Annotated in this window: 19 protein-coding genes; 13 read left to right on the forward strand and 6 right to left on the reverse strand. The window is 55.9% G+C overall.

The window, feature by feature from the left end:
- Window positions 1-391 precede the first annotated feature (391 nt).
- From C4885_RS10780 to C4885_RS10830, 11 genes are all read left to right on the forward strand, one after another.
- Window positions 392-1,318, forward strand: coding sequence for a sugar ABC transporter permease (locus C4885_RS10780; RefSeq protein ID WP_114000349.1), 927 nt, complete (start codon window positions 392-394; stop codon window positions 1,316-1,318).
- Window positions 1,319-1,338: 20 nt separating this feature from the next.
- A complete protein-coding gene (locus tag C4885_RS10785; RefSeq protein WP_114000350.1) occupies window positions 1,339-2,223 on the forward strand; it encodes a carbohydrate ABC transporter permease in 885 nt (294 codons plus the stop codon).
- A gap of 4 nt (window positions 2,224-2,227) precedes the next feature.
- Entirely contained in the window at window positions 2,228-2,776 is a 549-nt protein-coding gene (locus C4885_RS10790) for a carbohydrate-binding family 9-like protein (RefSeq protein ID WP_114000351.1), read from the forward strand.
- Window positions 2,777-2,873: 97 nt separating this feature from the next.
- On the forward strand, window positions 2,874-5,351 hold the full coding sequence (locus C4885_RS10795) for an alpha-N-acetylglucosaminidase TIM-barrel domain-containing protein (RefSeq protein WP_114000352.1): 2,478 nt from the start codon (window positions 2,874-2,876) through the stop codon (window positions 5,349-5,351).
- A gap of 24 nt (window positions 5,352-5,375) precedes the next feature.
- The gene (locus C4885_RS10800; RefSeq protein ID WP_114000353.1) at window positions 5,376-6,485 is read left to right on the forward strand and encodes an aminotransferase class V-fold PLP-dependent enzyme; all 1,110 of its coding nucleotides are present in this window, start codon (window positions 5,376-5,378) and stop codon (window positions 6,483-6,485) included.
- 3 nt (window positions 6,486-6,488) lie between these two features.
- Window positions 6,489-6,956: a RidA family protein gene (locus C4885_RS10805; protein WP_114000354.1), complete on the forward strand. Its 468-nt coding sequence runs from the start codon at window positions 6,489-6,491 to the stop codon at window positions 6,954-6,956.
- A 15-nt stretch (window positions 6,957-6,971) separates the two neighbouring features.
- Window positions 6,972-7,472 carry a RidA family protein gene (locus C4885_RS10810; RefSeq protein ID WP_114000355.1) on the forward strand — a complete coding sequence of 167 codons (501 nt, stop codon included), beginning with the start codon at window positions 6,972-6,974 and terminating at the stop codon, window positions 7,470-7,472.
- Window positions 7,459-8,700: an amidohydrolase/deacetylase family metallohydrolase gene (locus C4885_RS10815; RefSeq protein ID WP_114000356.1), complete on the forward strand. Its 1,242-nt coding sequence runs from the start codon at window positions 7,459-7,461 to the stop codon at window positions 8,698-8,700. The genes C4885_RS10810 and C4885_RS10815 overlap by 14 nt, the downstream gene beginning before the upstream one ends.
- A 7-nt stretch (window positions 8,701-8,707) precedes the next feature.
- A complete protein-coding gene (locus C4885_RS10820; RefSeq protein WP_114000357.1) occupies window positions 8,708-9,658 on the forward strand; it encodes an RraA family protein in 951 nt (316 codons plus the stop codon).
- Window positions 9,655-10,482: an SDR family NAD(P)-dependent oxidoreductase gene (locus C4885_RS10825; protein WP_242979550.1), complete on the forward strand. Its 828-nt coding sequence runs from the start codon at window positions 9,655-9,657 to the stop codon at window positions 10,480-10,482. Before C4885_RS10820 ends, C4885_RS10825 begins: the two co-directional genes overlap by 4 nt.
- Before the next feature lie 260 nt (window positions 10,483-10,742).
- On the forward strand, window positions 10,743-11,693 hold the full coding sequence (locus C4885_RS10830; protein WP_114000358.1) for a beta-propeller fold lactonase family protein: 951 nt from the start codon (window positions 10,743-10,745) through the stop codon (window positions 11,691-11,693).
- A 175-nt stretch (window positions 11,694-11,868) separates the two neighbouring features.
- Here C4885_RS10830 and C4885_RS10835 read toward each other — a convergent pair whose 3' ends face one another.
- From C4885_RS10835 to C4885_RS10845, 4 genes are all read right to left on the reverse strand, one after another.
- Window positions 11,869-13,077, reverse strand: a complete 1,209-nt coding sequence (locus C4885_RS10835; protein ID WP_114000359.1) for an AraC family transcriptional regulator — start codon at window positions 13,075-13,077, stop codon at window positions 11,869-11,871.
- A 59-nt stretch (window positions 13,078-13,136) separates the two neighbouring features.
- Window positions 13,137-13,292: a hypothetical protein gene (locus C4885_RS16505; protein ID WP_158538878.1), complete on the reverse strand. Its 156-nt coding sequence runs from the start codon at window positions 13,290-13,292 to the stop codon at window positions 13,137-13,139.
- A 246-nt stretch (window positions 13,293-13,538) separates the two neighbouring features.
- A complete protein-coding gene (locus C4885_RS10840) occupies window positions 13,539-13,871 on the reverse strand; it encodes a TM2 domain-containing protein (protein ID WP_114000360.1) in 333 nt (110 codons plus the stop codon).
- A gap of 75 nt (window positions 13,872-13,946) precedes the next feature.
- The gene (locus C4885_RS10845; protein WP_114000361.1) at window positions 13,947-15,464 is read right to left on the reverse strand and encodes an MFS transporter; all 1,518 of its coding nucleotides are present in this window, start codon (window positions 15,462-15,464) and stop codon (window positions 13,947-13,949) included.
- Window positions 15,465-16,440: 976 nt separating this feature from the next.
- On the opposite strand from C4885_RS10845, the gene uidA reads away from it, so the two are divergent.
- On the forward strand, window positions 16,441-18,276 hold the full coding sequence (gene uidA / locus C4885_RS10850; RefSeq protein WP_114000362.1) for a beta-glucuronidase: 1,836 nt from the start codon (window positions 16,441-16,443) through the stop codon (window positions 18,274-18,276).
- 283 nt (window positions 18,277-18,559) lie between these two features.
- The gene (locus C4885_RS10855) at window positions 18,560-20,815 is read left to right on the forward strand and encodes a glycoside hydrolase family 3 protein (RefSeq protein WP_114000363.1); all 2,256 of its coding nucleotides are present in this window, start codon (window positions 18,560-18,562) and stop codon (window positions 20,813-20,815) included.
- Between the two features lie 333 nt (window positions 20,816-21,148).
- On the opposite strand, the gene C4885_RS10860 is transcribed toward C4885_RS10855, so the two are convergent.
- Together C4885_RS10860 and C4885_RS10865 are read right to left on the reverse strand one after the other, a co-directional pair.
- Window positions 21,149-22,027, reverse strand: coding sequence for a MurR/RpiR family transcriptional regulator (locus tag C4885_RS10860; protein WP_114000364.1), 879 nt, complete (start codon window positions 22,025-22,027; stop codon window positions 21,149-21,151).
- Window positions 22,028-22,046: 19 nt separating this feature from the next.
- Entirely contained in the window at window positions 22,047-23,222 is a 1,176-nt protein-coding gene (locus C4885_RS10865; protein WP_242979553.1) for an anhydro-N-acetylmuramic acid kinase, read from the reverse strand.
- Window positions 23,223-23,345 lie beyond the last annotated feature (123 nt).

Below are 23,345 nucleotides of genomic sequence, written 5' to 3' on the forward strand. Positions count from 1 at the left end.
TTATCTGCGCTTTTGGCTTGGCATCTGCCGCACCTCGCTCGCCGTATCGGCACTTAGAATTATGCGGTATTGCCTTAGAAATGACAGCAAGCTGATTATTGGCATTCATCGGGATAGGATGACTGCTTTTCCTCAACGTCAACACCGAACAATGATGTAAACAGAACACCATTCAAAGTAAAAGCCTATGGATTGAAACATCCCCTTGCCAAAGGGTACAATAAAAGCATAGAAACAGACTGAAAACTGTTTATTGTGCAGAGCAAACACTGAGCTTGGCGATCGGGGACGGATAACAAAACAGGAACCTACCGGAAAGGCAAGCGGCTGTTCAGCCTGCTTGCCTTTGTTTTTTGCACCGTAACCCCCAGCCAAAAAAGGAGGAAACACCATGGAACCTAAAACCACCAAAAAACCATCACGCAAGCTTGTTGTTTTCAAGCGGGAACTGCCGTTTTACTTAATGCTGATTCCCGGCGTAACTTTCCTGATTATCTTTTCCTACCTGCCCATGTTCGGTTTGGTCATGGCGTTCCAGGATTTTACCCCCCTGCGCAGTTTCAAAAATTCTCCCTGGGTGGGATTAAAGAACTTCCGTGACATGCTGGCCCTGCCCACGTTCTGGAACGTGGTTGGCAACACGCTGTCCATCTCAATCGCCAAGATCATCCTTCGCCTGTTGGTGCCGCTGATTCTGGCCCTGCTGCTGAACGAAGTTGTCAACCATAAGTTCATGCGGATGGCGCAGACCGTTTTCTTCCTGCCGTACTTCCTTTCCTGGGCTGTTATGGGCGGCGTGTTGCGCAACCTGTTCCAGTATGATGGCATGGTCAACGAATTGCTGGGCCGCATCGGCATTGATCCCATCATGTTCCTGGGCAGCAACACCTGGTTCCCCATCATTATTATTCTCTCCGATGTCTGGAAAGATATGGGCTATAACATGATCATATTCCTGGCGGCAATAACAGGCGTTGACCCAGCGCTGAATGAATCCGCTGCACTGGACGGCGCTAACCGCTGGCAGCAGATCTGGCACATCACCCTGCCCACCATCCGCCCCATCGTGGTCATGCTGCTGGTGCTTTCGCTCGGTTCTGTGCTCAGCGCTGGTATGGAGCAGATCATGCTGCTGTACAATCCCATGGTTTATAAGAGCTCCGATATCATTGATACACTGGTTTACCGCCTTGGCCTTGTCAACCACCAATGGTCGCTTTCTACCGCAGTTGGTATGATGAAATCCGTTGTTTCGTTCATTCTGGTTGTTATCTCCTACCGCATTGCCTCCAAACACTTTGATTATCAGGTATTCTGATCAGAAAGGAGCATTCTGTTATGAACCGTAAAAAAATGACCCTGTTCAACTACGTCAACGGCGTGTTTCTTCTCCTGCTGGTCATCGTGTGCATTCTGCCCATCCTGCACGTTATCGCGCTTTCGCTTTCGGAACGCATTGAAGCCGTTGCCGGCAATGTTACCTTCTACCCCATCGGCTTTACGCTGGAAGCTTACCGCTATGTTATGGAGGACAGCCAGTTCTGGACCTCCCTGCGCGTGACCCTGACCCGTGTTCTCATCGGCGTACCGGCCAACATTTTGCTGGTTGTGATGACGGCCTACCCGCTTTCCAAGGCCAACTCCCGCTTCCACGCCCGCACCTTCTTCTCCTGGCTGTTCGTCATCACCATGCTGTTCGGCGGCGGCACCATCCCCACCTACATCGTTATCAGCAAGCTGGGTTTGATGAATACTATCTGGGCGCTGACCCTGCCTGGAGCCATGAACGTAAGCTACATGATCTTGATCATGAACTTTTTCCGCGGCATCCCGACCGAAATTGAGGATGCAGCCGTTATTGACGGCGCCAACCAGCTGCAAATTCTGTTCCGCGTATATCTGCCCATGTCGATGCCCTCCCTGGCAACTATCATTCTGTTTGCTACCGTGGCCAACTGGAACTGCTGGATGGACGGCTACATGTACATGAACACCCCTGATAAGTACCCCCTGCAGACCTACCTGGCCACCATCCTGATGGAATCCAAGAACAACGTGGAAACCCTGATGACCCCCGAACAGTTGATCCGCATGGCAAAGGTCAGTGAAAAAACCATCGAAGCCGCGCAGATCTTCCTGGCTGCACTGCCCATCATGTGCGTGTATCCCTTCCTGCAGAAGTATTACACAAAGGGTATCGTGGTTGGCAGCGTGAAGGGCTGATATCATGTATGTACCCATTACCAAATACCCCTGGGGCGGCAGCTTTTGCCCCGAAGCCTTTGCCGAAGCAAAGCTGACGGGAAGCGGCCTGAAATTCCGCCTATGGTGCTGCGAAAAGCACCCCCGTGTAACGATGACCAAACCAAACAGTCTGGTCTGCTTGGACAGCTGCCTGGAAGTATTTTTGAACCCTTACCCCGATTTTACCCGCGATTACCTGAATTTTGAGATGAATGCCGCCGGAACACTGTTACTGCAAAAAGGCCCCGACCGCGCCCACCGCAGCTTTGTCAACCTGGCAGTGCCGCATTACCCGCAGGTACGTGCCTGGCAGCTGCCGGATGTGTGGGGCGTGGAGATGGAAGTACCCTTTGCATTTTTGCAGCAGATATACGGCCCCGCAGCCCCCGCTCTGCCGCAAAACCCTGTGGGCAATTTTTACCAGTGCTCCGGCCCGCCGCAGGAACATTACGCCTGTTGGTCTTCTCCCCATTCCCCTCACCCTGATTTCCACCGCCCGGACGCGTTCCGGGAGATACCGTTCAGCCGGTAAAGAAAATATGGGGAATAGCTGCTAATTTCTAATTCCTAATTTCCATCAACTCCTAACGCCTACTTCCTACCTACTAACTTAATCGGAGGTTTCCCTTATGTTTAACCTTACCATCAACGCTGTTCCCGCCAGCACCATCATCGTGGGCCGCCGTGCCACCTGGCTGGACCGCCATGCGGCAGAAGAGCTGCGTGATTATGTCAAAAAAATCAGCGGAACGATCCTGAATATTGCGGACGAAACACTGACCATGGCTGTGACCGGCAACCGCATTCTCATTGGCCGCCCCTCTACCAGCGACTTGGTCAAGAACTTTGCTGACCAAAACCCCGGTATCCTGCCCGCAGAGAGCGATACCGAAAACGACTGCCTGGCCATTGTCCAGCGCGGTGAGGTTCTGGTGCTCAGCGGTTCCAATGACCGCTCGGTCTATTACAGCGTCTGCCACCTGCTGCAGACCGTCTTCCATGTCGGTTTTTACTGGGACCGCGATGTGTATGAAGCAAACCCCGATATGACCGTGCCTGATAACCTGACCATCGTGGAGCGCTCCGCATTCAAGTTCCGCCACACTATTGGCCAGTGGGTATATAACCACGGCGCTTTCCTGAACGAAGCCGAGCGCCGCGAAGAACTGGACAAATACGCCCGCAACAAGATCAACTCTTACCGGCTGTACAGCTGGAACAGCTATGCCCGCAAGATGACTTTCATTAAGCTGGGCGTGCCGGGCATCGAGATCAAACCCGAAGATATCGCCCGCCGCGATATAATCCGCGATACCATTGAATATGCACAGGCCCTGGGCATTGACATTATGGTCACCCTGCCGCCGGATGAGATGACGCAGGACTTCCACAAGCTTTATCCCAATGCTCGCTACTTTGGCAGCGAGTGGGTCAAGGACGACAACGCCGCCCCCCAGACCAAGCCCTGCCTGTACCCTGAAGATCCCATGTTCAAGACTTTCTTCCAGACCTTCGTCAAAGTCTGGATCGAAGAATACGGCCCGGTGCACAACTTTGTGGCCTCTCCCCCGTGCGAAAGCCATATTTCCACCACCATAGATGATTACATCAACATCAGCGTCAACTATTCCAAGTACACCTATGAAGCTGTGCATGAGCTGGTGCCCGAAGCCCGTGTTTTCTTTGACGGATGGGGCGTGCGCGCCAACACCCCGCCCTGCATTTGGACGATGCCCGGCGTGATGCAGCGCTTTGTGGATTCCATGCCGGATGAAGTGTATATGCTGGACCTGTGGCCCAACCGCAAAGAAACCGATGCCACCTTCCGTGACCCGATGTACCGCGATGCCAACTACAGCCCGCTGCGCAAGGCCCGCTATGTGCTGGAGGCGCTGAACGAATTTGGCGGCGATGACCACATGCACGGTGATTTTGCCCGCCACATTGAAGCCGCTAAGGAGATGACCGACCCCAGCATTGTGGAACACGGCGACGGCTTTGGCAACTGCACCGAGCTGTGCGGTGTCAGCCTGCACTTCTTTGATTTGATCTTCCAGCTGGCATGGAACCCCAAAGATATTACCGTCCAGAGTTTTTTGGAAGATTCCGCCAAGCGCCGTTACGGCGGTCTGGCACCCGAAATTGGCGTAAAAGCCATGAAAACGCTGGAACAGGCTGTCTATTGTGATGACCGCGACAGTTCCCACGCACGTTACCAGAAGCGCTGCTACCTGGTGCGCCCCCAGCGCCGCCAGGTTCCGCTGAGTGAGACCCAGCAGGTCGTGGATCTGCTAAACGATTATATGACCACCATGACCGCCCTGCCCGATGACAAAAAGACCGACGCCATCGGCCAGGATATGTACGATGTGATGCGCCAGTACATTACCGAAAACTTTAACATGCACCTGCGCTGCCTGTTGGAGCTGTTCCTGCGCCGCAAAACTGCGAAAAATCTGCACGAGACCTTTGAGCTGCACGCCACGATGATGGAACAGCTGTTGACCCAGCTGGAAGTGATGACCAGCGCCAACACCAAGATGTATGTAGAACACATTGTGCGCTGGCTGCAGGGCCGCCCCTGTGACCCTAACGTTGCCAGCGAGGACACCTACATCCCTAAAGAAGAGTTCCGCGCCTGGATGCGTGACCTTGGCACCACGTTTGTCAAGAGTATTCCCAACCTGCCGGACTACAACAGCCAGGATTTCCACGAACTGATCTGCTATTATTACCATCCGCGCATCAATGCCTGTGTGGATACCCTGCGCGGTCTGCTGGATGACGGCGGCGCTACCTCCCCCAAGGAAGTGGACGACCTGCTGGAAGCCGCCTACAAAGTGGTGGAACAGCATTGGATCGAAGTTGGCTACCCTGTGACCGATGAATGCGAAGCCATCCACCTGCCGCTGTGGCAGGCCGCCCAGAACGCTTGGAAGATCCTGCACATTCTGCCGCTGAAAGATGGCCTGGTGGAAAGCGAAGAGATCGTGAAGGAAGTCATTGATGTGTTCGCCAGCTTCTCTGAAACCGCCGACCCGGACGAAGAACGCTCCTGGGTGAGCGAAAACCCGTTTGCAGACGAAAACAAGCCCGCGGAGGAATGATCCCCCTGCCACGAGGATAAAACCATGGATATTTTTGAAGAACTTGGCCTGCACCACTATATCAACGCGCAGGATACGTTTACCACTTATGGTGCCAGCTGCATGCCTGCGGCCAGCCTGCGGGCCATGCGGGAGATTGCATCCAGCTGTGTGGAACTGGCCGAAGTTCAGGCCAAAACCGGCGATGCCCTGGCAAAACTGACCCATAACGAAGGTGCTTATATTTCCAACGGCGCGGCGGGAGGCATGATGGTTGCCACCGCTGCCGCCCTGGCGCGGGACGATGAAAAAATTTTCCATACCCTGCCGGAGATCACCGGTCCGCGGTACGAGGTTGTCATGCAGGCCGCCCAGCGCAACATGTATGACCGCGGCTGCTCGGCTGTCGGCGCAAAAATGCGCTATATCGGTACAGCGGACACCGCTCCGACTGTGGAAGAGCTGGAAGCAGCCATTACTCCGGCAACGGCTGCCGTGTTTTATGTCATCTTTTTTGGGCGCGATGCCTCTCTGCCGCTGGAAACAATGGTGGAGGTGGCCCACCGCCATGGGGTGCCCGTAATCGTGGATGCTGCTGCCCAAAACCCGCCCGCCGAAAACCTTTGGAAGTTCACCGGCATGGGGGCCGACCTGGTTATTTTCAGCGGCGGCAAAACCATGCGCGGCCCGCAGGATTCCGGTTTGATTGTGGGAAAAAAGGAATGGATCGACCGCTGCCGCCGCTGGGGTCCCCCCACGGATGGCGTCTGCCGCGGGTGCAAGACCTCGCGCGAATCAATCGTTGGGTTGTACAAAGCCGTGCAGCTTTATCTCCAGCGGGACGAAGCCACCCTGATGCGCACCCTGAACCGCCGCTGCGCCGCTTTTGAGCGAACCCTGCGGGACTGCGGCTTTATCCAGATCACCCGCACGCAGGAAGGCCCTGTCGGCCAGGTTATGGCCCGCACCTATGCCGTAATGCCGTATGGCAGCGCCAAAGATTTGGCAGATAAAATGCGTGCCAACGGCATTTACATCGGTGCGGAGCCGGGCAACCGGATTCTACTCAACCCGTTGATGGTCGCGCCTGCACAGGTCAAAACCGTGTGCGAAACGCTGACCACCTGTATGCAGCAAATCAAGGAGGAACTGTGAACCATGGGTGTTACGGAACAACGTATGGAACAGCTGGGCATTACCCTGCAGCAGACCGATTGGCGCGGCAAAGGCGCCGTGGAAGCCGTTTTGGCGGGCGATATGCTGTACATTTCTGCTCATTACCCGGTGGACGAAAACGGTACCCCCGTTTATGTCGGCCGTGTGGGCGCTGAAATTGACGAAGCCGCCGCATACCAGGCCGCGCGCCTGTGCGGGCTGAACATGCTGCGCACCATCCAGGCCTATATTGGCAGCCTGGACCGCGTGGATTACTTTGTCAAGGCGCTGGGCCTTGTCAACAGCGCCGGGGACTTTTACAACATGCCTGCCGTCATGAACGGTTACTCCGACCTGATGGTAGAGATCTTCGGCCACCGCGGGCAGCATGCCCGTGCGGCCATGGGCGCTTACGTTCTACCGGGCAATATGCCGGTCAGCGTGGACGCCATTGTTAAAATACGCCGTTAAAGGAGGGCACAGAACATGGCTGTGGCGAATCACCCCCTGTGCGAGCCGGTCCGCTTTGCGCATTACAAAGCGCTGGTTCCCATCCGGGAAGTTGACGGCATTGTGTATGTTTCCGGCCACGGGCCGGAAGATATCAACACCTATGAACCGCTGTACCGTGGCCGCGTTGGCACAGATCTTACGCTGGAAGATGGCTATAACGCCGCAGCAGAATGTGCCAAAACCCTGCTGCGTGCCGTGCAGCAGCGGTACGGCAGCCTGGACTGCATCCACCACCTGGTGCGCGCCACCGCGCTGGTGAACTGCGGCGAAGGTTTTACCCAACCCGAAAAAGTGGTGGATGGCTTTTCCGATACCTGCATGGAAATTTTGCAGGAGCGCGGCTACCACACCCGCACCATTATGGGCACCCACAACATGCCCAACCACAATATCCCCGTTGAAGTTGAAATGATTTTTGTACTTGCGGACCGTTACCGCAATACCTTGGGAGGGAATCAGGATGTCTGCGTATGATCTTATTCTGCAGGGCGGCACGTTGTACGACCCCTGCGCCGGAACGATGGAACTTTGTGACCTTGCCATTAAGGATGGCAAAATTGCTGCCCGCGGCAAAAACCTGAACGCGGCGGATGCCGAGACCGTGATGGATGTGACCGGTCTGATCGTATCCCCAGGTCTGATCGACATGCACTGCCATGTCTACCCGGTGTTCCCCTACCAGATGCCGGATTCTCTGCGCACCATCAACGCGGAAGAATACATGTTCCGCGCCGGTGTTACCACTGCGGTGGACGCCGGTACCACCGGCTGGCGCAACTTTGGCGACTTCAAGGAAAACGTTATCGACGCCACCAAGGTGCGTGTTCTCGCCTTTATTGATATGGCCGCCAAGGGGATGCACTATCCCCCGTCAGAGCAGGCTGTGGCTGACATCAACCCCGAAATCACCGCCGCCGTTGCCAACACCTGGTCGGATGTCATTGTCGGCGTCAAGAGTGCCCACTATTGGGCGAAGCACGAGGATGCTGACCACCCCATCTGGGCTTCCATTGACGGCGCTATCAAGGCAGCTTCCATGAGCGGAAAGATCGTGATGGTGGACAGCATCCCCATTGTGCCGGAACGCAGCTACCCGGACATCCTGGCCCGCCTGCGCCCAGGCGATGTACACACCCATGTGTTTGCGCAGCAGTTCCCCCTGATGGACGAAAACGGCAGGATGCAGCCCTATATGCTGGCCGAACGGGAGCGCGGCGTTCACTTTGATGTGGGCCACGGTTCCGGCAGCTTCTGGTTCCGCCAGGCGGTCGGCTGCTTCAACCAGGGCTTCTGGCCGGATACCATCTCCACCGACCTGCACCACCAGAACGTGACCGGCCCCGCCATTGACCTGTTGTATGTTGCCAGCAAGTTCCTGGCCATGGGCATGCCGCTGCAGGATGTGCTGTACCGCGTAACCCGTGCCCCGGCGCTGAGCATCCACCGCCCCGAACTGGGCACGCTGGATGTGGGTGCCTACGCAGATATCGCTGTGCTGCGCAACCGCGAAGGTAAGTTCGGCTACATGGACTGCGGCGGTGCCCGCCTGACCGGCGAAGGCAAACTGGAGTGCGTTGCCACCCTGCGTGAGGGCGAAGTGGTGTTTGACCCCGAAGCCCGCAGCATGCCGGATTGGCAGAACGCCCCCGCCCCCTATTGGACAGCCCCCGGCACAACGCGCAGCTGGACGCTGTGGAAGTGAGGAAATTATGCTGCTGAATGACCGCGACCAGATCATTGCCATGACGGCAGAGTGGACCGGCGAACGCTACCCCAATGGCCGCCCCCGCGTGAGCGATGAAAAAATAGAGATCCTGAAAAACCTGACCCAGGAAGAAATCTGGCAGCCGCTGTACTCCTGCGGATACCGGTTCCAGTTCCAGGGTGATTTGAAACCTCTGCACCTGGACAAAAAGCTGTACGGCCGTGCTGTGACCTGCTGCTTTATGCCCCAGCGCCCGGACCTGCGCCAGCATGTGTTCAATGTAGCCCGCAGCCGTGGCTGGAAAGGCGACTGCAACCAGTGGGTGATCGACAGCTTGGAAGAAAACGATGTTGTTGTGTGCGACCTGTATGATAAGATCCTGCGCGGCACCTTTGTGGGCGGCAACCTGACCACCGCGGTCAAGGCCCGCACCAAAAACGGCGGCGTGGTGGTGTGGGGCGGCGTGCGCGATTTGGAACAGATGCAGAACATTGATGTGCAGGTGTTCTATCGCGGCGTAGACCCCACCCCCATCCGGGACTGCCAGATCACGGCGTTCAACGGCCCCTGCCGCATCGGCGCGGCCATCTGCCTGCCGGGCGATATCGTTATCGGCACCAAAAACGGCATTCTGTTTGTGCCCAGCCATATGGTAGATTACGTCATTGAGCACGCCTACAAATCTCAGGTGCGCGACCTGTACGCATTCCCCAAGCTGGAAGCCGGTATCTACACCACCGCCGATGTGGACGCCGTGGTGTGGAACGACCAGATGATGCAGGCCCTGCTGAACTTTATTGATACCAACCCCGCCGCGGCCAAGTATCGCGGGCTGGACTGGAGCGTGGAACTGCGTGCCGCCGCCGGTGACGAAGCCGCCATTGATGAGCTGTACCAGCAGTTTGACATTGAGCGCTATGGCGCGCCCGGCCAGAAAAAAGAGGTGCTGATATGAGAGATATTTCGCTTTACCTGAGCACGATCCCCGATTATAACCAGATGCTGGCGGGAAAAAATGTGCTCATCACCACCGCTGCCCGCGGCATTGGCAAAAGCATTGCCCTGCTGTTTGCGCGCCAGGGGGCGGACGTCTATTTCGGTGGCCGCAACGAAGAATATGTGCGCACCACAGAAAAAGAATTGCAGCTCATCCGCCCCGGCTGCCGCGGCTATGTGGTAGACCTGGCCAAAGCCGACCAGACCGAAGCCTTTGTGGATGCTGCCGTAAAGGACAGCGGCGGCTTTGACATTCTGGTTTCTACCGTTGGCGTCAACTGCCACTGTCCTGCAGCGGAATACAAAGATGAGGATATGTTCCGCCTGTTGGAAACGAACTATCTCAGCGGCGTGCGCTGCGCGCGCAAAGTTATCCCCACCATGCAGGCGCGCGGGGGCGGCAGCATCATCAACATTTCGTCCATTCACAGCCTGATGAGCCAGCCCACCAACATGCTGTACGCCGGTACCAAGGGCGCAATGAATGCCGCAGCCCGCGTGATGGCACTGGATTACGCCAAGGATAACATCCGGGTGAACACTATCTGCCCCGGCGTGGTCATCAGCGATGTGATGTATGATGACATGGACAAGCTGGACGATGCCGGCAAAAAGCAGTTGGACGCTGCCCTGCACCGCTGTCAGCCTTTGGAGCCTGGCCGCATGCAGGATATTGCCAACACAGCCCTGTTTTTTGCCAGCAATATGAGCGCCAACATTACCGGCCAGACCCTGCTTTCCGACGGCGGAACAAGCATTAAGGCACATGATATGGACTGCTGAAACTAGGTAAGAGGTGGGAAGGAGGAGTTAGGAGTTAATTAGGAATTTGAGGTAGGGCGGGGTCACCCGACCCCGCCGAATTGGCCCGAAGGCAGCTCTTAGACTGGAGATAAACTGTTCCCCACAGATAATTTTTATTGTCCATCATCTTCTTTCTCTTACCTCTCACCCTACCAATTCCTACTTTCTACTTTCTCATTCCTAATTGTTCTAACTTCTCCCCCTGCTTCCTGACTCCTAACTTTTCCCGGAGGTTCCCAATGGCCCACACTCTTTTATTTTCCGGCTATGGTGCGCCGGGGTGCGATGATCTGGCGGTGTGCCGCTTAACAGCGGACGGAACGCTGGAAACTTTATCTACCCTGCGGCATGGCCGTGCCCCCAGCTTTTGCTGCCGGGGGCAAAATGGTTGGATTTATGCCGCATCGGAACGCGGGGATGGCGCGGATGTGACCGCCTATGTGCTGGACGGCACGACCCTGCGCGAGATCGCCCGCATTGAAATTCCTACCGGCCGCGGCTTGTGCCATCTGTATGCCTGCGGCGATGTGATTTATGGCAGCTGCTTTGAAAACGGCCTGTATTTTGCTGTGGATAGTGCCCTGACTCGCATTTTGTGGCAATTCCAGCCCGCAGGGGCCAACGCCCACTGGGTGCAGTCTGTGGGGCACGCGTTATTCCTGGCGGATTTGGGCAACAGCCGTCTGTACCGCCTTGCGTTGGAAAATAATCTGCCCACCGGCAGCGTAAAGACTCTGCCCCAGCCCACCGGCAGCGGCCCGCGCCAGGTGTTGGATGCCGGGGACGGCATGCTGGACTGTGTGTATGAGCTGGACGGCCACATGCGGGTGCTGAACCATGACGGCTGCACTGTTTCCACAGTGCAGGCCAGCACTGTGCCCAAGCCGCGCAGCTGGCCGGGTGGTGCCTGCGCCACGGCGGATGGCACCCTGTTTGTCAGCAACCGCGGGCCCAACACCATCTCGGCGTGGCAGCGCAACGGCCCGACCCGCCATTTCCTTTGCGAATGGCCCACCGGCGATTGGCCGCGGGCGCTGTGCGCGGTGCCGGGCACCCTGTATCTGTTGGCTGCCTGCCAACGAGAGGGCGCGGTGCATTGTTACGATTGTTCACCCTTGCCCCACCGCGCCCCTACCGAAACCGCCAGCCTTGCGCTGCCTGGTGCTTCCTGCGCGCTGGTGCTGGACTGATTTTTGTCATTGTATTTTCTCTTTTCCTCATTTTTTACTTGTTCAAGCTTTTCTTCTCTGCACAATAACCTCCTATTTGCACCTTTCCCTATGGCAAAGCCCATACCGGAAAAGCGGGATTTCCCTGTCTCTGCTTTTCGGTATGGGCTTTTTGTAGTTCTTTTATTTTCTGGGGTTACCGTGCGCGGCTCTGGCGGCGGTACTGGGTGGGGGTGCTGCCCATCGACTTTTTGAACATCTTGGTAAAATAGTTCACATCCAGGATGCCCACCTGCTCCGCCACCACCGAGATATTCTGCTCGGTGGAGCTCAACAGATTGGCCGCGCGCTGGATGCGCTGCGTGTTGATAAAATCTGTCAGGGTGGTTCCGGTATCCTGCTTGAACAGGCTGGAGAGGTACGATGGGCTGATATAGTACATAGCGGCCAGGCTTTTGGGCGAAAGCTGGTCCGACAAGTTCAGGTTGATCGTATTGATGACCTTTTGCACCAGTGGTGAATATTGCTGCAAAGAATACCGCCGCACATATGCGCAGTACTCTTTTACCATTGTCTGCACCAGCGGCCAGCTTTCTTCGTCCACCATGTTTTCGATCATCAGGGCATAACGGGAGGAAATCTCGTCAATGTAATACGGGTGGATGTTGCTGCGCTCAATGGCTTTGCGCAGCAGAGTGTTCATTACGGTCAGCATGATCTTGGTCTGGTACAGTGAGCCGAAAAAACGCCCGCCATAGGTAAAGCGTGCCATTTGCTGGCAGGCTTTCAGCGCAGCTTCGGTGTTGCCGCAAGCCGCCGCGTCCCAGATGGCATTTTCGTTGGCATAGCGCTGTTCAAGCATCTGGATCGGGATCTCCCGCTGGAACTCCGGTTCGGTAAAATAGCGCAGGTCAGTGGTAAAATGGAACGGCAGAAACTCTTTCTGCTGATCCAGGTGGAATTCCTCTTTGGGGAACATCATGGAAACAACTGCCACGATGGAAGCCTGGAAACCGCTGCCCGACAGAATCCGCACCCCGTTATAGTAGCTCTGTACAGCGTCATCGCCTTTCTCACCAATGTGACGGCGTGCCCAGCTGCGGGATTTTTCGCTGCGCTCGGCGGTGGCCCACGGGCCGATCATGAACACAGCGTTTTCTTCGTCTGGAATGCGGAACAGCGCAAACTGCAATTCAAAGGTGCCTTCGGCAAACAGCAGCGTATTGGGCGGGGTGCTTTGCAGCAACAGGCTGCCGAATTCCTGCCCGTCAAAATAGGGGTCCAGCGCTTTGCGCAGGCCGTAATCAAACTGGTCCAGCCCATCAAAGGGCGGCGTTACCCGCATGCAGCGGATGTTGCTGGCGGAGGCCAGCCGGGTCAGAACGTCCAGTAAATCTGCTTGCATCAGGCACCTCGTTTTCTCAGCGGCGGGCGGCGCTGCCGCGTGCCCACCGGGTAAAGGGGTTATTTTTTGCCCCGCGTGTTATCGTTGTTGCTTTTCCCGGCCAGGTAACGCATGATGGGCGGCATGCCCACGGCAAGCGCTACCAACACCGCCAACACAAGCGGGCTGGGGGCCTGGTGGTTAGGGTTGAACAACAGCTGAACGATCTGGTCCATGGCGGTTCGCCTTTCTTGTGTGCCGTATCGGCGTTAAAAAGTATGACTTTACTGCTTCTAGTTTAACATGTCTGCGCGGAAATGGAAAGCAATTTTGCCGGAAATAATAACCAAAAGCAATAGCTGCTTTTCGGCATATTGTGCAGGTGCTACCCTGAAATTTTGCCAGCATGCGCTGTTTTCCTGAATCCACAGCAAGCCCCGCAGGCAAACAGCAGCCTGCGGGGCGGCGGAGGGAGGAGGCTTTTACAGGTAAATGATGCCGTTTTCGTCCGGTTTCATCGGCACGGCGATCATTGCGTCGATCATTGTCATGGCAATGGAAAATCCGCTCCAGCAGGTGACCAGGTAGAGCAAGCCCATCTTCCACTGTTTTGCATAAAAGCGCTGGGCGCCAAATACCCCAAGAAGGCACCACCGCAGGTAGGCCTTGCGGTTCACCGGCACTTTGGCCCGGTTAGCGTGGGCGGTCACAGCGCAGTCAATCAGCCGCCACAGGGGGCCGTGGCTAGCAGCTTCATCGGTGCGCAGTGCAGAGTTCTGGGTGGTTTCGGAAGCCATTTCCATTTGCTTTTCCAATGCAGGTACCTCACTGTAATAACGGGTGCGCCCGATGGACGGGCGGCCCCGCGGGGAATGTGGTTCGGTTTGGGGTTATGCTTCGGCCATAGCCTTTGCCTTGATCTTGACAATCTCGTCCTGGATCTCGGCCATCTTTTCTTTGCTCAGCGGATAGAACTTCATGGCAATCAGGTTGCAGATCAAACCGATGGTGATCAGGCCGTATGCCAGGAACACAACGCCAACACGCAGCTGCGGGGTAACGATATCGCCCACGCTGGGGTTGTGGTCGGTAAAGCCGCAGGCAGCAAACACCAGACCGGCGATCATGGGAGCGAAAGAGGAAATCATCTTGTCCACAAAGCTGAACAGGGTGCCCATCAGACCGGGAACATACTTGCCGGAGCGGTATACTTCATAGTCGGCACAGTCGGCGGTCATGGGAATTACGATATTGCCGGAAATACCCTGGCAGCCGGCATACAGGATGCTGAACACAACATAGATGATCAGGAAGGGGCCCCAGTTCAATGCACCGGTTTCGGGGTTGCTGGTCATTGTTGTGGGGTCGCCAACAATCCACAGGGCGGACAGGATAACGTTGCAGATAATGCCGCCGATGGAGCCAATGACCATGGCTTTTTTCTGGCCAAAGCGGGTGGCAACAATGGAGATAACCAGGAAGGTGAGGATGACGCTGGGGATGGTGGTAACGGCGGTCACGCTGCCCTGCAGTTTGATGGAACCGGCAATGCAGGCAAACATAGCAACGGAAACAGCGCTGGTTTTGGCAGTGGAGCCAAGCTTATCCGTGGAGGCGGACAGCACCAGCATCTGGATGGCGCGGTTGTTTTTCAGGGTATCCCAGTAGTCTTTCAGGCCGACCTTGATGGGTTTGCCAGTGCCAAAGAATTCCGGGCGGTCCTTGGGTGCAATGGAGATGACGGCGATCACGGTAAAGATGGCGGACATAATGGCGGTCATCATCCAGAATTCATGGAAGAACTGGGTAGAGGTATAGTTGCCAACATCAGCATACTTGTTGGCAATGTTGGCAACGACAATAGCCAGCACCGTAAACAGGATGGTATTGAACACGCCATCGAAAGAAGCGAACATGGGGCGCTGTTTGGGATCGTTGGTCATGCAGCTCTGGGCGCTCTTGGTAACAACGCACTGGCAGGTGTAGCCCAGGTAATAAACGCAGCAGAACACAACAAAGAAAATAAAGCGGGCGGGGCCTTCCGGCAGTTTGTGGGTAAAGTGGAACATGATAAAGCTGGAAGCCGCCAGAATGATGTTGCCAATGACCATGAACGGGCGGTTTTTGCCGAACTTGCCGTTGGTTTTATCCACCATGTAGCCAATGAACGGGTCAGTTACGCCGTCCCAGATACGCATAGCCATGGTAAAGCTGGATGCCATGACCATGCCAACGCCAACAAAGCCCAGTAGATAAAAACTGACATAGTTCATGAACATCAGGTAAAGGTTGGTTGCGGTGTTGTTGAGCGCAAAGCCTGCAATGCGCCACAGGGGTACACGGTGGATGCCGTTTGTTTCGTAATCCTTGTCATAATACTTGTCGGGCAGGGTTCTTGTCTTAGCCATTTCTTTTCTCCTTACTTGGGGTGTATCTGAAAGGCTGAAAATGCGGCCTGTTCAGGTACACTTTATGGAATTTCTTCCTCCGCTTGTCTGGAACGATCCGGCACCCAGCCCCACACTGTTCACCGCAGTTCCACAACTTTGTGTCTATATTATGAACGTTCAGGAAGAATGGCGTTAGTAAATTTTACAGGTAAAACAGGAAAATCGGAGCATAAATTATGCAGGGGGAAGCGATGAGCAGGGAGAATTTGCAATGAGAAATTAGCAATTATAAGGTAAGAACCGGCGCTTTACTTACAAAGAATAAATAATAATGAATCATGGTGGTGGAACGCGGCGCGGTGAACCGCTCAAAAATAGTAAGCTTGTTGCGTATCGGAAAGTATGTGATGGAACATGAAGCTGATTTGTGAGGGGACGATGCTTGCCATCGTCCCGTGGGCCTATCTGCATTGCAGCTTTCAAAATTGTATCATGCCGTACTCTGCGATGGTGGTGCGGTCCCCAGGCCGGGCCGAATGCCAGGCACCACAATTATTCGCAGATTTTGCGGGTTTTCCCAAAAAATCTACTAACGATACCGGCGGTTTTATGTGATAATAGAATCATCGAACAACTTCCGAACCGCAAAAACCTTTGGCAACACCGCACAATTCCCGCCTTGCGGCTTAAGCACCGCTCCGGCGGCTACGGCACGGCATCTGCGTTGCCAAAATGCTCGATAAGACATCCAGTATTATCTGCGCTTTTGGCTTAGCATCTGCCGCACCTCGCTCGCCGTATCGGCACTTAGAATTATGCGGTATTGCCCTTTGTAAAACACGGAACCAACATGACGCAAGCCCAACGTATTTCAGGGAAACACTTCACCCAGTCTGGTATCCAACCCCACCCAAACTGAACGAATGGCCCCACATTCCCGGAAAAATTGTTGGAGCAAAACATTCATTTTATTGAAACAAGGAGAAACAACGCTATGGAAAATAAATCTTTGCTGTACCCCTGCGCTTCCGCTGCACGCCGCGTTATCAGCCTGGATGGTATGTGGCGCTTTGAGTTCGACCCCGAAAGCAACGGTATGGATGCCGGCTGGGGCGTCGGACTGCCCAAACCCATCTCGATGCCGGTCCCGGCTTCGTTCTGCGATTTCTTTACCGATAAGGAGTCCCGCGAATACTGCGGCGATTTCTGGTACGAAACCGATTTCTTTGTTCCGGGTGAATGGAGCGGCAAGGATGTTGCCATCCGCTTCGGTTCTGTCACCCACCGCGCCCGCGTGTTTGTGAACGGCGTGGAAGTTGCCAACCATGAGGGCGGCTTTTTACCCTTTGATGCCAACGTGACCGAGATTGTGCGGTACAACCAGTACAACAAGCTGACTGTGTTGGCCAACAACGAACTGAACGAGTACATGCTGCCCGCAGGCCAGACCAACACCCTTTCTAACGGAAAAAAGGTTGCGGCACCGTACTTTGATTTCTACAATTACGCGGGTATCCACCGCCCGGTCAAGCTGCTGGCCTTGCCCAAAGAGCGTGTTCTGGATTTTGAAGTGACCCACCGCCTGGTGGACGGCGGTGCCGAGGTAGACTATACCGTAACCACGAATGGCAGCCATGATGTGACGGTGGAAGTGCTGGATGGCACCACCAAGGTGGCCGAAGCCAGCGGCAAAACCGGCACTTTGAAAATCACCAATGCTAAGCTGTGGAATGTGCACGCCGCTTACCTGTACAACTTCGTCATCCGCATTACCGATGGCCACGCCGTGATCGATGAATATTTTGACAAGATCGGCATCCGTACCTTTGAAGTTAAGGATGGCCACTTCCTGCTCAACGGCAAACCGGTGTATCTGCGCGGTTTTGGCAAGCACGAAGATTCCGACATCCGCGGCCGCGGCCTGGACCTGGCTACCGTCAAGCGCGATTACGAGCTGATGAAGTGGATCGGCGCAAACTGCTTCCGCACCAGCCACTACCCCTATGCTGAAGAACTGTACCAGATGGCAGACGAAGAGGGCTTTTTGATCATTGACGAAGTGCCTGCCGTCGGCTTTATGCAGAGCACGATGAATTTCCTGGCTGCCAACCAGGGCAACGGCAAAAAGGTGGGCTACTTTGAAAAGGAAACCACCCCCAAGCTGCTGGAAAACCACAAGGCTGCCCTGACCGATATGATCACCCGCGACAAGAACCACGCATCGGTCATCGCATGGAGCATCCTAAACGAACCCCAGTGCACCAGCGAGGGTACCGAAGCATACTTTAAGCCGCTGTTTGACCTGGCCCACGAGCTTGACCCCCAGAAACGCCCCCGCACCTATGCCATCGTGATGATGAGCCTGCCCAACAACAGCAAGGGCCAGCAGTTTGCGGATTTCATCAGCCTGAACCGCTATTACGGCTGGTATGTGATGGGCGGCATGTGCATTGTGGACGCCGAGACGGCGTTCCGCAAAGAGATGGACGGCTGGGCACAGGTTTTGAACGGCCGCCCGATGATCTTTACCGAGTACGGCGCTGACACCATGCCCAGCGAGCACAAACTGCCCAGCGTGATGTGGAGCCAGGAGTACCAGAACGAGTACCTGGATATGAACCACAATGTGTTTGACAGTTACGGCTTTGTGCAGGGCGAACTGGTGTGGAACTTTGCCGACTTCCAGACCACCGAGGGCATTATGCGTGCCAACGGCAACAAAAAGGGTATTTTCACCCGCCAGCGCCAGCCCAAGGATGCCGCTTTCCACTTCCGCGCACGCTGGACCGGCCTGCCGGTAGATTACAAGGGCGATACCGCACAATTCTAAGTGCCGATACGGCGAGCGAGGCACGGCAGCTGCTAAGCCAAAAGCGCAGATAATACTTTGTGTATTATTGAGCATTTTGGCAATGCAGATGCCGTGCCGCAGCCGCCGGAGCGGTGCTTAAGCCGTCAGGCGGGAATTGTGCGGTGTTGCCCAAGGGCAATAAATAACATTTCCTGCCTTTAACAGTTCAACACCTCCTCTCCTACGCGGGCACATCCTTTTGCGGTGTGCCCGCGATCTTGGATTCTATTGGAAATTAGGGCAATACCGAAAGGAGCTCTCCATGCCAAAAGCATCTGACAACATCAAGATTTACCGCAACCCCAATGGGCCAGTAGTGTCCACCGTTAACCGCAGGGTGTTGGAACAGGACGGCCTGACCTTCAAGGATATTGACGGCACCGGAACGCTGTCCCCCGTCAACGACTGGCGCAACAGCCCGGCCGAGCGCGCAGCGGCTTACGTTAAAACGTTGAGCGTGAAGGAAAAGATCGCCCAGCTGTTCATTTCGGACTGGCGGATGGCCAAGTACCCCATCACCGGCCCCATGGCGGACCTATATAAAGATATTGAGAAAAAGACTGACGAGACAGGCATTCTGGATGAGGGCGAATTCCGCGGCAAGACAATTTTCGGCGAGCAGTACTTGCCCGGCACCTCTCTCCTGCTCAAAGACTGGTTCAACCGCCATGTTATCCTGCGTGCCAACGCCACCCCCGCCGATTTGGCTGATTGGATGAACCAGGCGGATGCAGTGTGCGAGGAGTGCGAGCACTTTATCCCTGTGGCAGCGGCGTCCAACTCCCGCAACGAGAATGGCGAGCTGGTGTTCGGAATGAACGATGCGGGCGGCGTGCTGGCAACCTGGCCTGGTACCTTGGGCATTGCCGCCGCCGTTAAGGGCAACAACATTGATCTTGTGGACAAGTTTGCCGATACCATCCGCCGCGAATGGAACGCCTGCGGCCTGCGCAAAGGCTATATGTACATGGCGGACGCTGTGACCGACCCGCGCTGGCAGCGTACCTACGGTACTTTTGGCGAGGATCCGGCCCTGATCAGCGAGATTATGGCCCATATTATCCCCCGTATTCAGGGCAGCGACCATGGTGTGACCGAGGATGGCGTTGCGGTAACGACCAAACACTTCCCGGGCGGCGGCGCGCGCGAAAATGGCTTTGACCCCCATTACGCTGCGGGCCAGTGGAACGTGTACGCCACCCCCGGCAGCCTGGAAACCTACCACCTGCCGCCGTTTGCCGCGGCCGTCAAGGCGGGAACTTCTTCCATTATGCCGTATTATTCTAAGCCCGCAGCAGCAAAAAGCGCGGTGCAGCATGATCTAGCAGGCAATACCGTGGAAATGAAACCTTATGGCTTCGCCTACAACAAGTATTTTATCGATACCATGCTGCGCGGTCAGATGGGTTTTGACGGCTACATCAATTCCGATACCGGCATTGCCCACAACATGGCCTGGGGCGTTGAGATGCTGGATGTGCCGGAGCGCATCGGCTTTGCCGTGACCAATGCAGGCGTGGATATCATCAGCGGCCTGTTTGATAACGAAGCCGGCATGGAAGCCTACAACCGCGGCAAAAATGGTTATTATGAAACCCACCCCCTTCCGGAAGGCTTTGCCAAAGAGGAACTAACCCTGACGGATGAAGCACTGGACCGTGCCGTGGCCCGCACCCTGACGGAACTGTTTGCCCTGGGAATGTTTGAGAACCCCTACCGCGACCCGGACGAAGCCGCACGCATTGTGGCCACCCCCAGCGATTGGGAAGCCGCCGCGGATGCCCATCGCCGCAGCGTGGTGCTGTTGAAAAATGACGGTACCCTGCCCCTGACCGCCGACAAGCGCGCGAACAAAAAAATCTATGCCGAAGCATTTTTGAAAAACGCCAAGCACGCCGCGGATTCCACTGCCGCGCTGCGCAAAGAGCTGGCCGATACCTGCATCCTGGTGGATGACCCCGCCCAGGCGGATTTTGCCCTGCTGTTTGTCTCTCCCTCCTCCGGCGAATATTTTAACGCCACCCCCGGCTATCTGGAGCTGGATATCTGCGAGGACAAGACGGTCTGCAATGTAGATGCGAACGGCAAGCCAATGGCCGACACCCACACAGAAACAACGCTGCATGGTGGAAAACGGCTGGCTGAGATTGCCGCATCGGTACACGCAAACGGCGGCAAGGTCATCACCAATGTGAACATAACGCTGGCTTGGCAGCTGGGCAATGTAGAGCCGTTGTGCGATGTGCTGCTGGCCGGGTTTGACACCTACCGTTCTGCTACGCTGGATGTGATTTTTGGCTGTTTTGCCCCCACCGGCAAGCTGCCCCTCACCCTGCCCCGCGGGGATGCCGTGCTGGCCGTGAACGCCGACGGCGTTTGCATCAGCCCCAACGATGTGCCCGGTTACGACAAAGATCGCTATATGCCCGATTCCCTCAAAGACGAGAACGGCAAAGCCTATGCTTACCGCGATGCTGCGGGAAATTATTATGAGTATGGATTTGGATTGGAAGGATAAGCCTGTTGGTGCGGCAAGGCAAAACGACGTAAAACGATTAGTAATTAGCAATGAGTACTGAAATAAGGCAGGACCCGGTGCAAACTCCGCACCGGGCCCTGCTCTATTTCCAATTCCTAATTTCTCATTGCTAATTCCTAAGGCAATACCGCATAATTCCCGCCTTACGGTTTAAGCACCGCTCCGGCAGCTGCGGCACGGCATCTGCGTTGCCAAAATGCTCGATAAGACATCCAGTATTATCTGCGCTTTTGGCTTAGCATCTGCCGCACCTCGCTCGCCGTATCGGCACTTAGAATTATGCGGTATTGCCCTAATTGAAAAGCCCCTTACTTAGTTTTCCGCTTCCACCCTGTGCGTCATACAGCTCTTATAACTGTTTTCCAGGGCGGTTTCCACTTTGCGGTAGTTGCGGCGGGCAACAGCGGTGAACAGAACATCCACCATGCACATCTGGGCAATGCGGCTGCTCATTGCACCGCTGCGGTGGCTGATTTCCGGCGATGATGTGTACAAACACAGGTCCGCAGCCTGGGCCAGGGGGCTGTTGTCGAACCGGGTCAGCGCAATGGTGGTGCCTCCCCGGGCGGCGGCCAGGTGCAGGCACTCCATCACCTCGCGGGTGGTACCGGAGTTGGATACAAAAATGCCCACATCCTTTGGCCCCATAGTTGCAGCATAAGTAAGCTGAATGTGCAGATCCTGCGCATAACAGGCGGACTTGCCAATGCGGATCAACTTATAATACAGGTCCTGCGCTACCAGCGACGATGCATTCACTCCGAACAGCCGCACACTGTCCGCCTGGATGATTTTCCCCGCGGCACGCTCCACAATGGCGGGATCCAGCAGCTTCATTGTGTCCTCAATAGCGCAGATGCTGCTGGTTTTCACCGCGTCCGCCATCTCAGTGATGGTGTTATAGTCCCGGATATCAGTAAAGAATCCGCTGCTCTCCCGCTGGGCAGTGGGAGCGTTGGTCTCGTTCAGCTCGTTGAACAGGGCTTTTTTCATATCCTTCAAGCCGTCAAAGCCGATGTGCTTGCACAGCCGCACCCAGGCCACCTGAGTGGTATCGGCTTGTTTGGCCAGCTTGGCAATGGGCAGCACAAACACGCTGTCCACATGGCTTAAAAAGAAGGACGCTGCCTTTTTTTCGGAATCATTCAAATCATCATACAAGTCCCGCACACGGATTTCGATGCTGGTCATGGATGGTCCCCCTTTCCGGTTATTGGCTGATTTTACCCATCACAACGGGGTGTACAGCACCGGTTGCTCCGGGGGCGTTGTTGGGCTGGCCGTACATGGCTTCGTTCGCCAGCACGGCAAAGGCCACGGCCTCCTTCGCGTTGCTGTCCAAACCAAGCTGCTCGTTGGTCATCACCTCGCAGCCGGGCAGACAGTCGGCAATATGGGCCAGCAGCGTGGGGTTCATGCTGCCGCCCCCGCCCACGATCATCCGGTCCGGCTTGACGGGGCAGTAATCCCGCACGCCCGCGCTGATGCACTCCGCCGTAAAGCGGGTGGCGGTGGCCAGCACATCCCCCAGCGGCACATCCAGCTCGTTGGCTTTCTTCAGCAGCTGTTCCACATAGGCATCACCGTACATTTCGCGGCCGGTAGTTTTGGGCGGGGTGCGCTTCAGGTATTCGTCCTGCATCATCCAGGCTAACAGGGCGGGGTTGACCTGAGCGGCAGCAGCCATTTTGCCGCCGTCATCATAGCGGGCTTTTCCGTTCGTCATGCGGGCGGCAAGGGCATCGATCACCATGTTGCCCGGCCCGGTATCAAAGGCCAGCACACCGTTCAAGCCCGCACCGCGGGGCAAAAGCGTGATGTTGCCAATACCGCCAATGTTCTGCAATGCCACATTGCGTTGCGGGTCCTGGTAAAGCAGATACTCGGTATACGGCACCAGCGGCGCACCAAGGCCGCCTGCAGCCATATCCCGTACGCGGAAATCGCTCACCACGGGGCAGCCCAGCGCTTCCACGATCATTGAAGCTTCGCCGATTTGCAGGGTGCCGCGCACTTTGTAGCCCAGGTAGTCCTGCTCCACCGGGGCATGGAACACCGTCTGCCCATGGCTACCCACAAAGGCAACATTCCGCGGGTCCACGCCCGCCTGCGCGCAGACTGCCAGGCAGGCGTCTGCGCTGAGCTTGCCCAGCAAAAAGTTCATTAGGCAAAGTTCCTCGCTGCCGCCAAAGTTCCCTGCCGCCACCTGTAAAATGCGGCTGCGCACAGCATCGGTGAACGGCAGCGTGACAAACGCCATCTGGCGCACGTGGGTGTTGGTGCTGCACCCGCTGATTTCCACCAGCACAGCGTCAATGCCATCAGCCGAAGTACCGCTCATCAGGCCGATTGCCAGTTTTTTTGCCTCTGCATCTTTGCACAACATTGTCATGCTCCACCCTTTCGTTCAGAGGGGTACTGCAAAACCTTAGGGCAACACCGCACAATTCCCGCCTTACGGCTTAAGCACCGCTCCGGCGGCTGCGGCACGGCATCTGCGTTGCCAAAA

Source organism: Subdoligranulum sp. APC924/74, assembly GCF_003324125.1.
GTDB lineage: Bacteria > Bacillota > Clostridia > Oscillospirales > Ruminococcaceae > Gemmiger > Gemmiger qucibialis.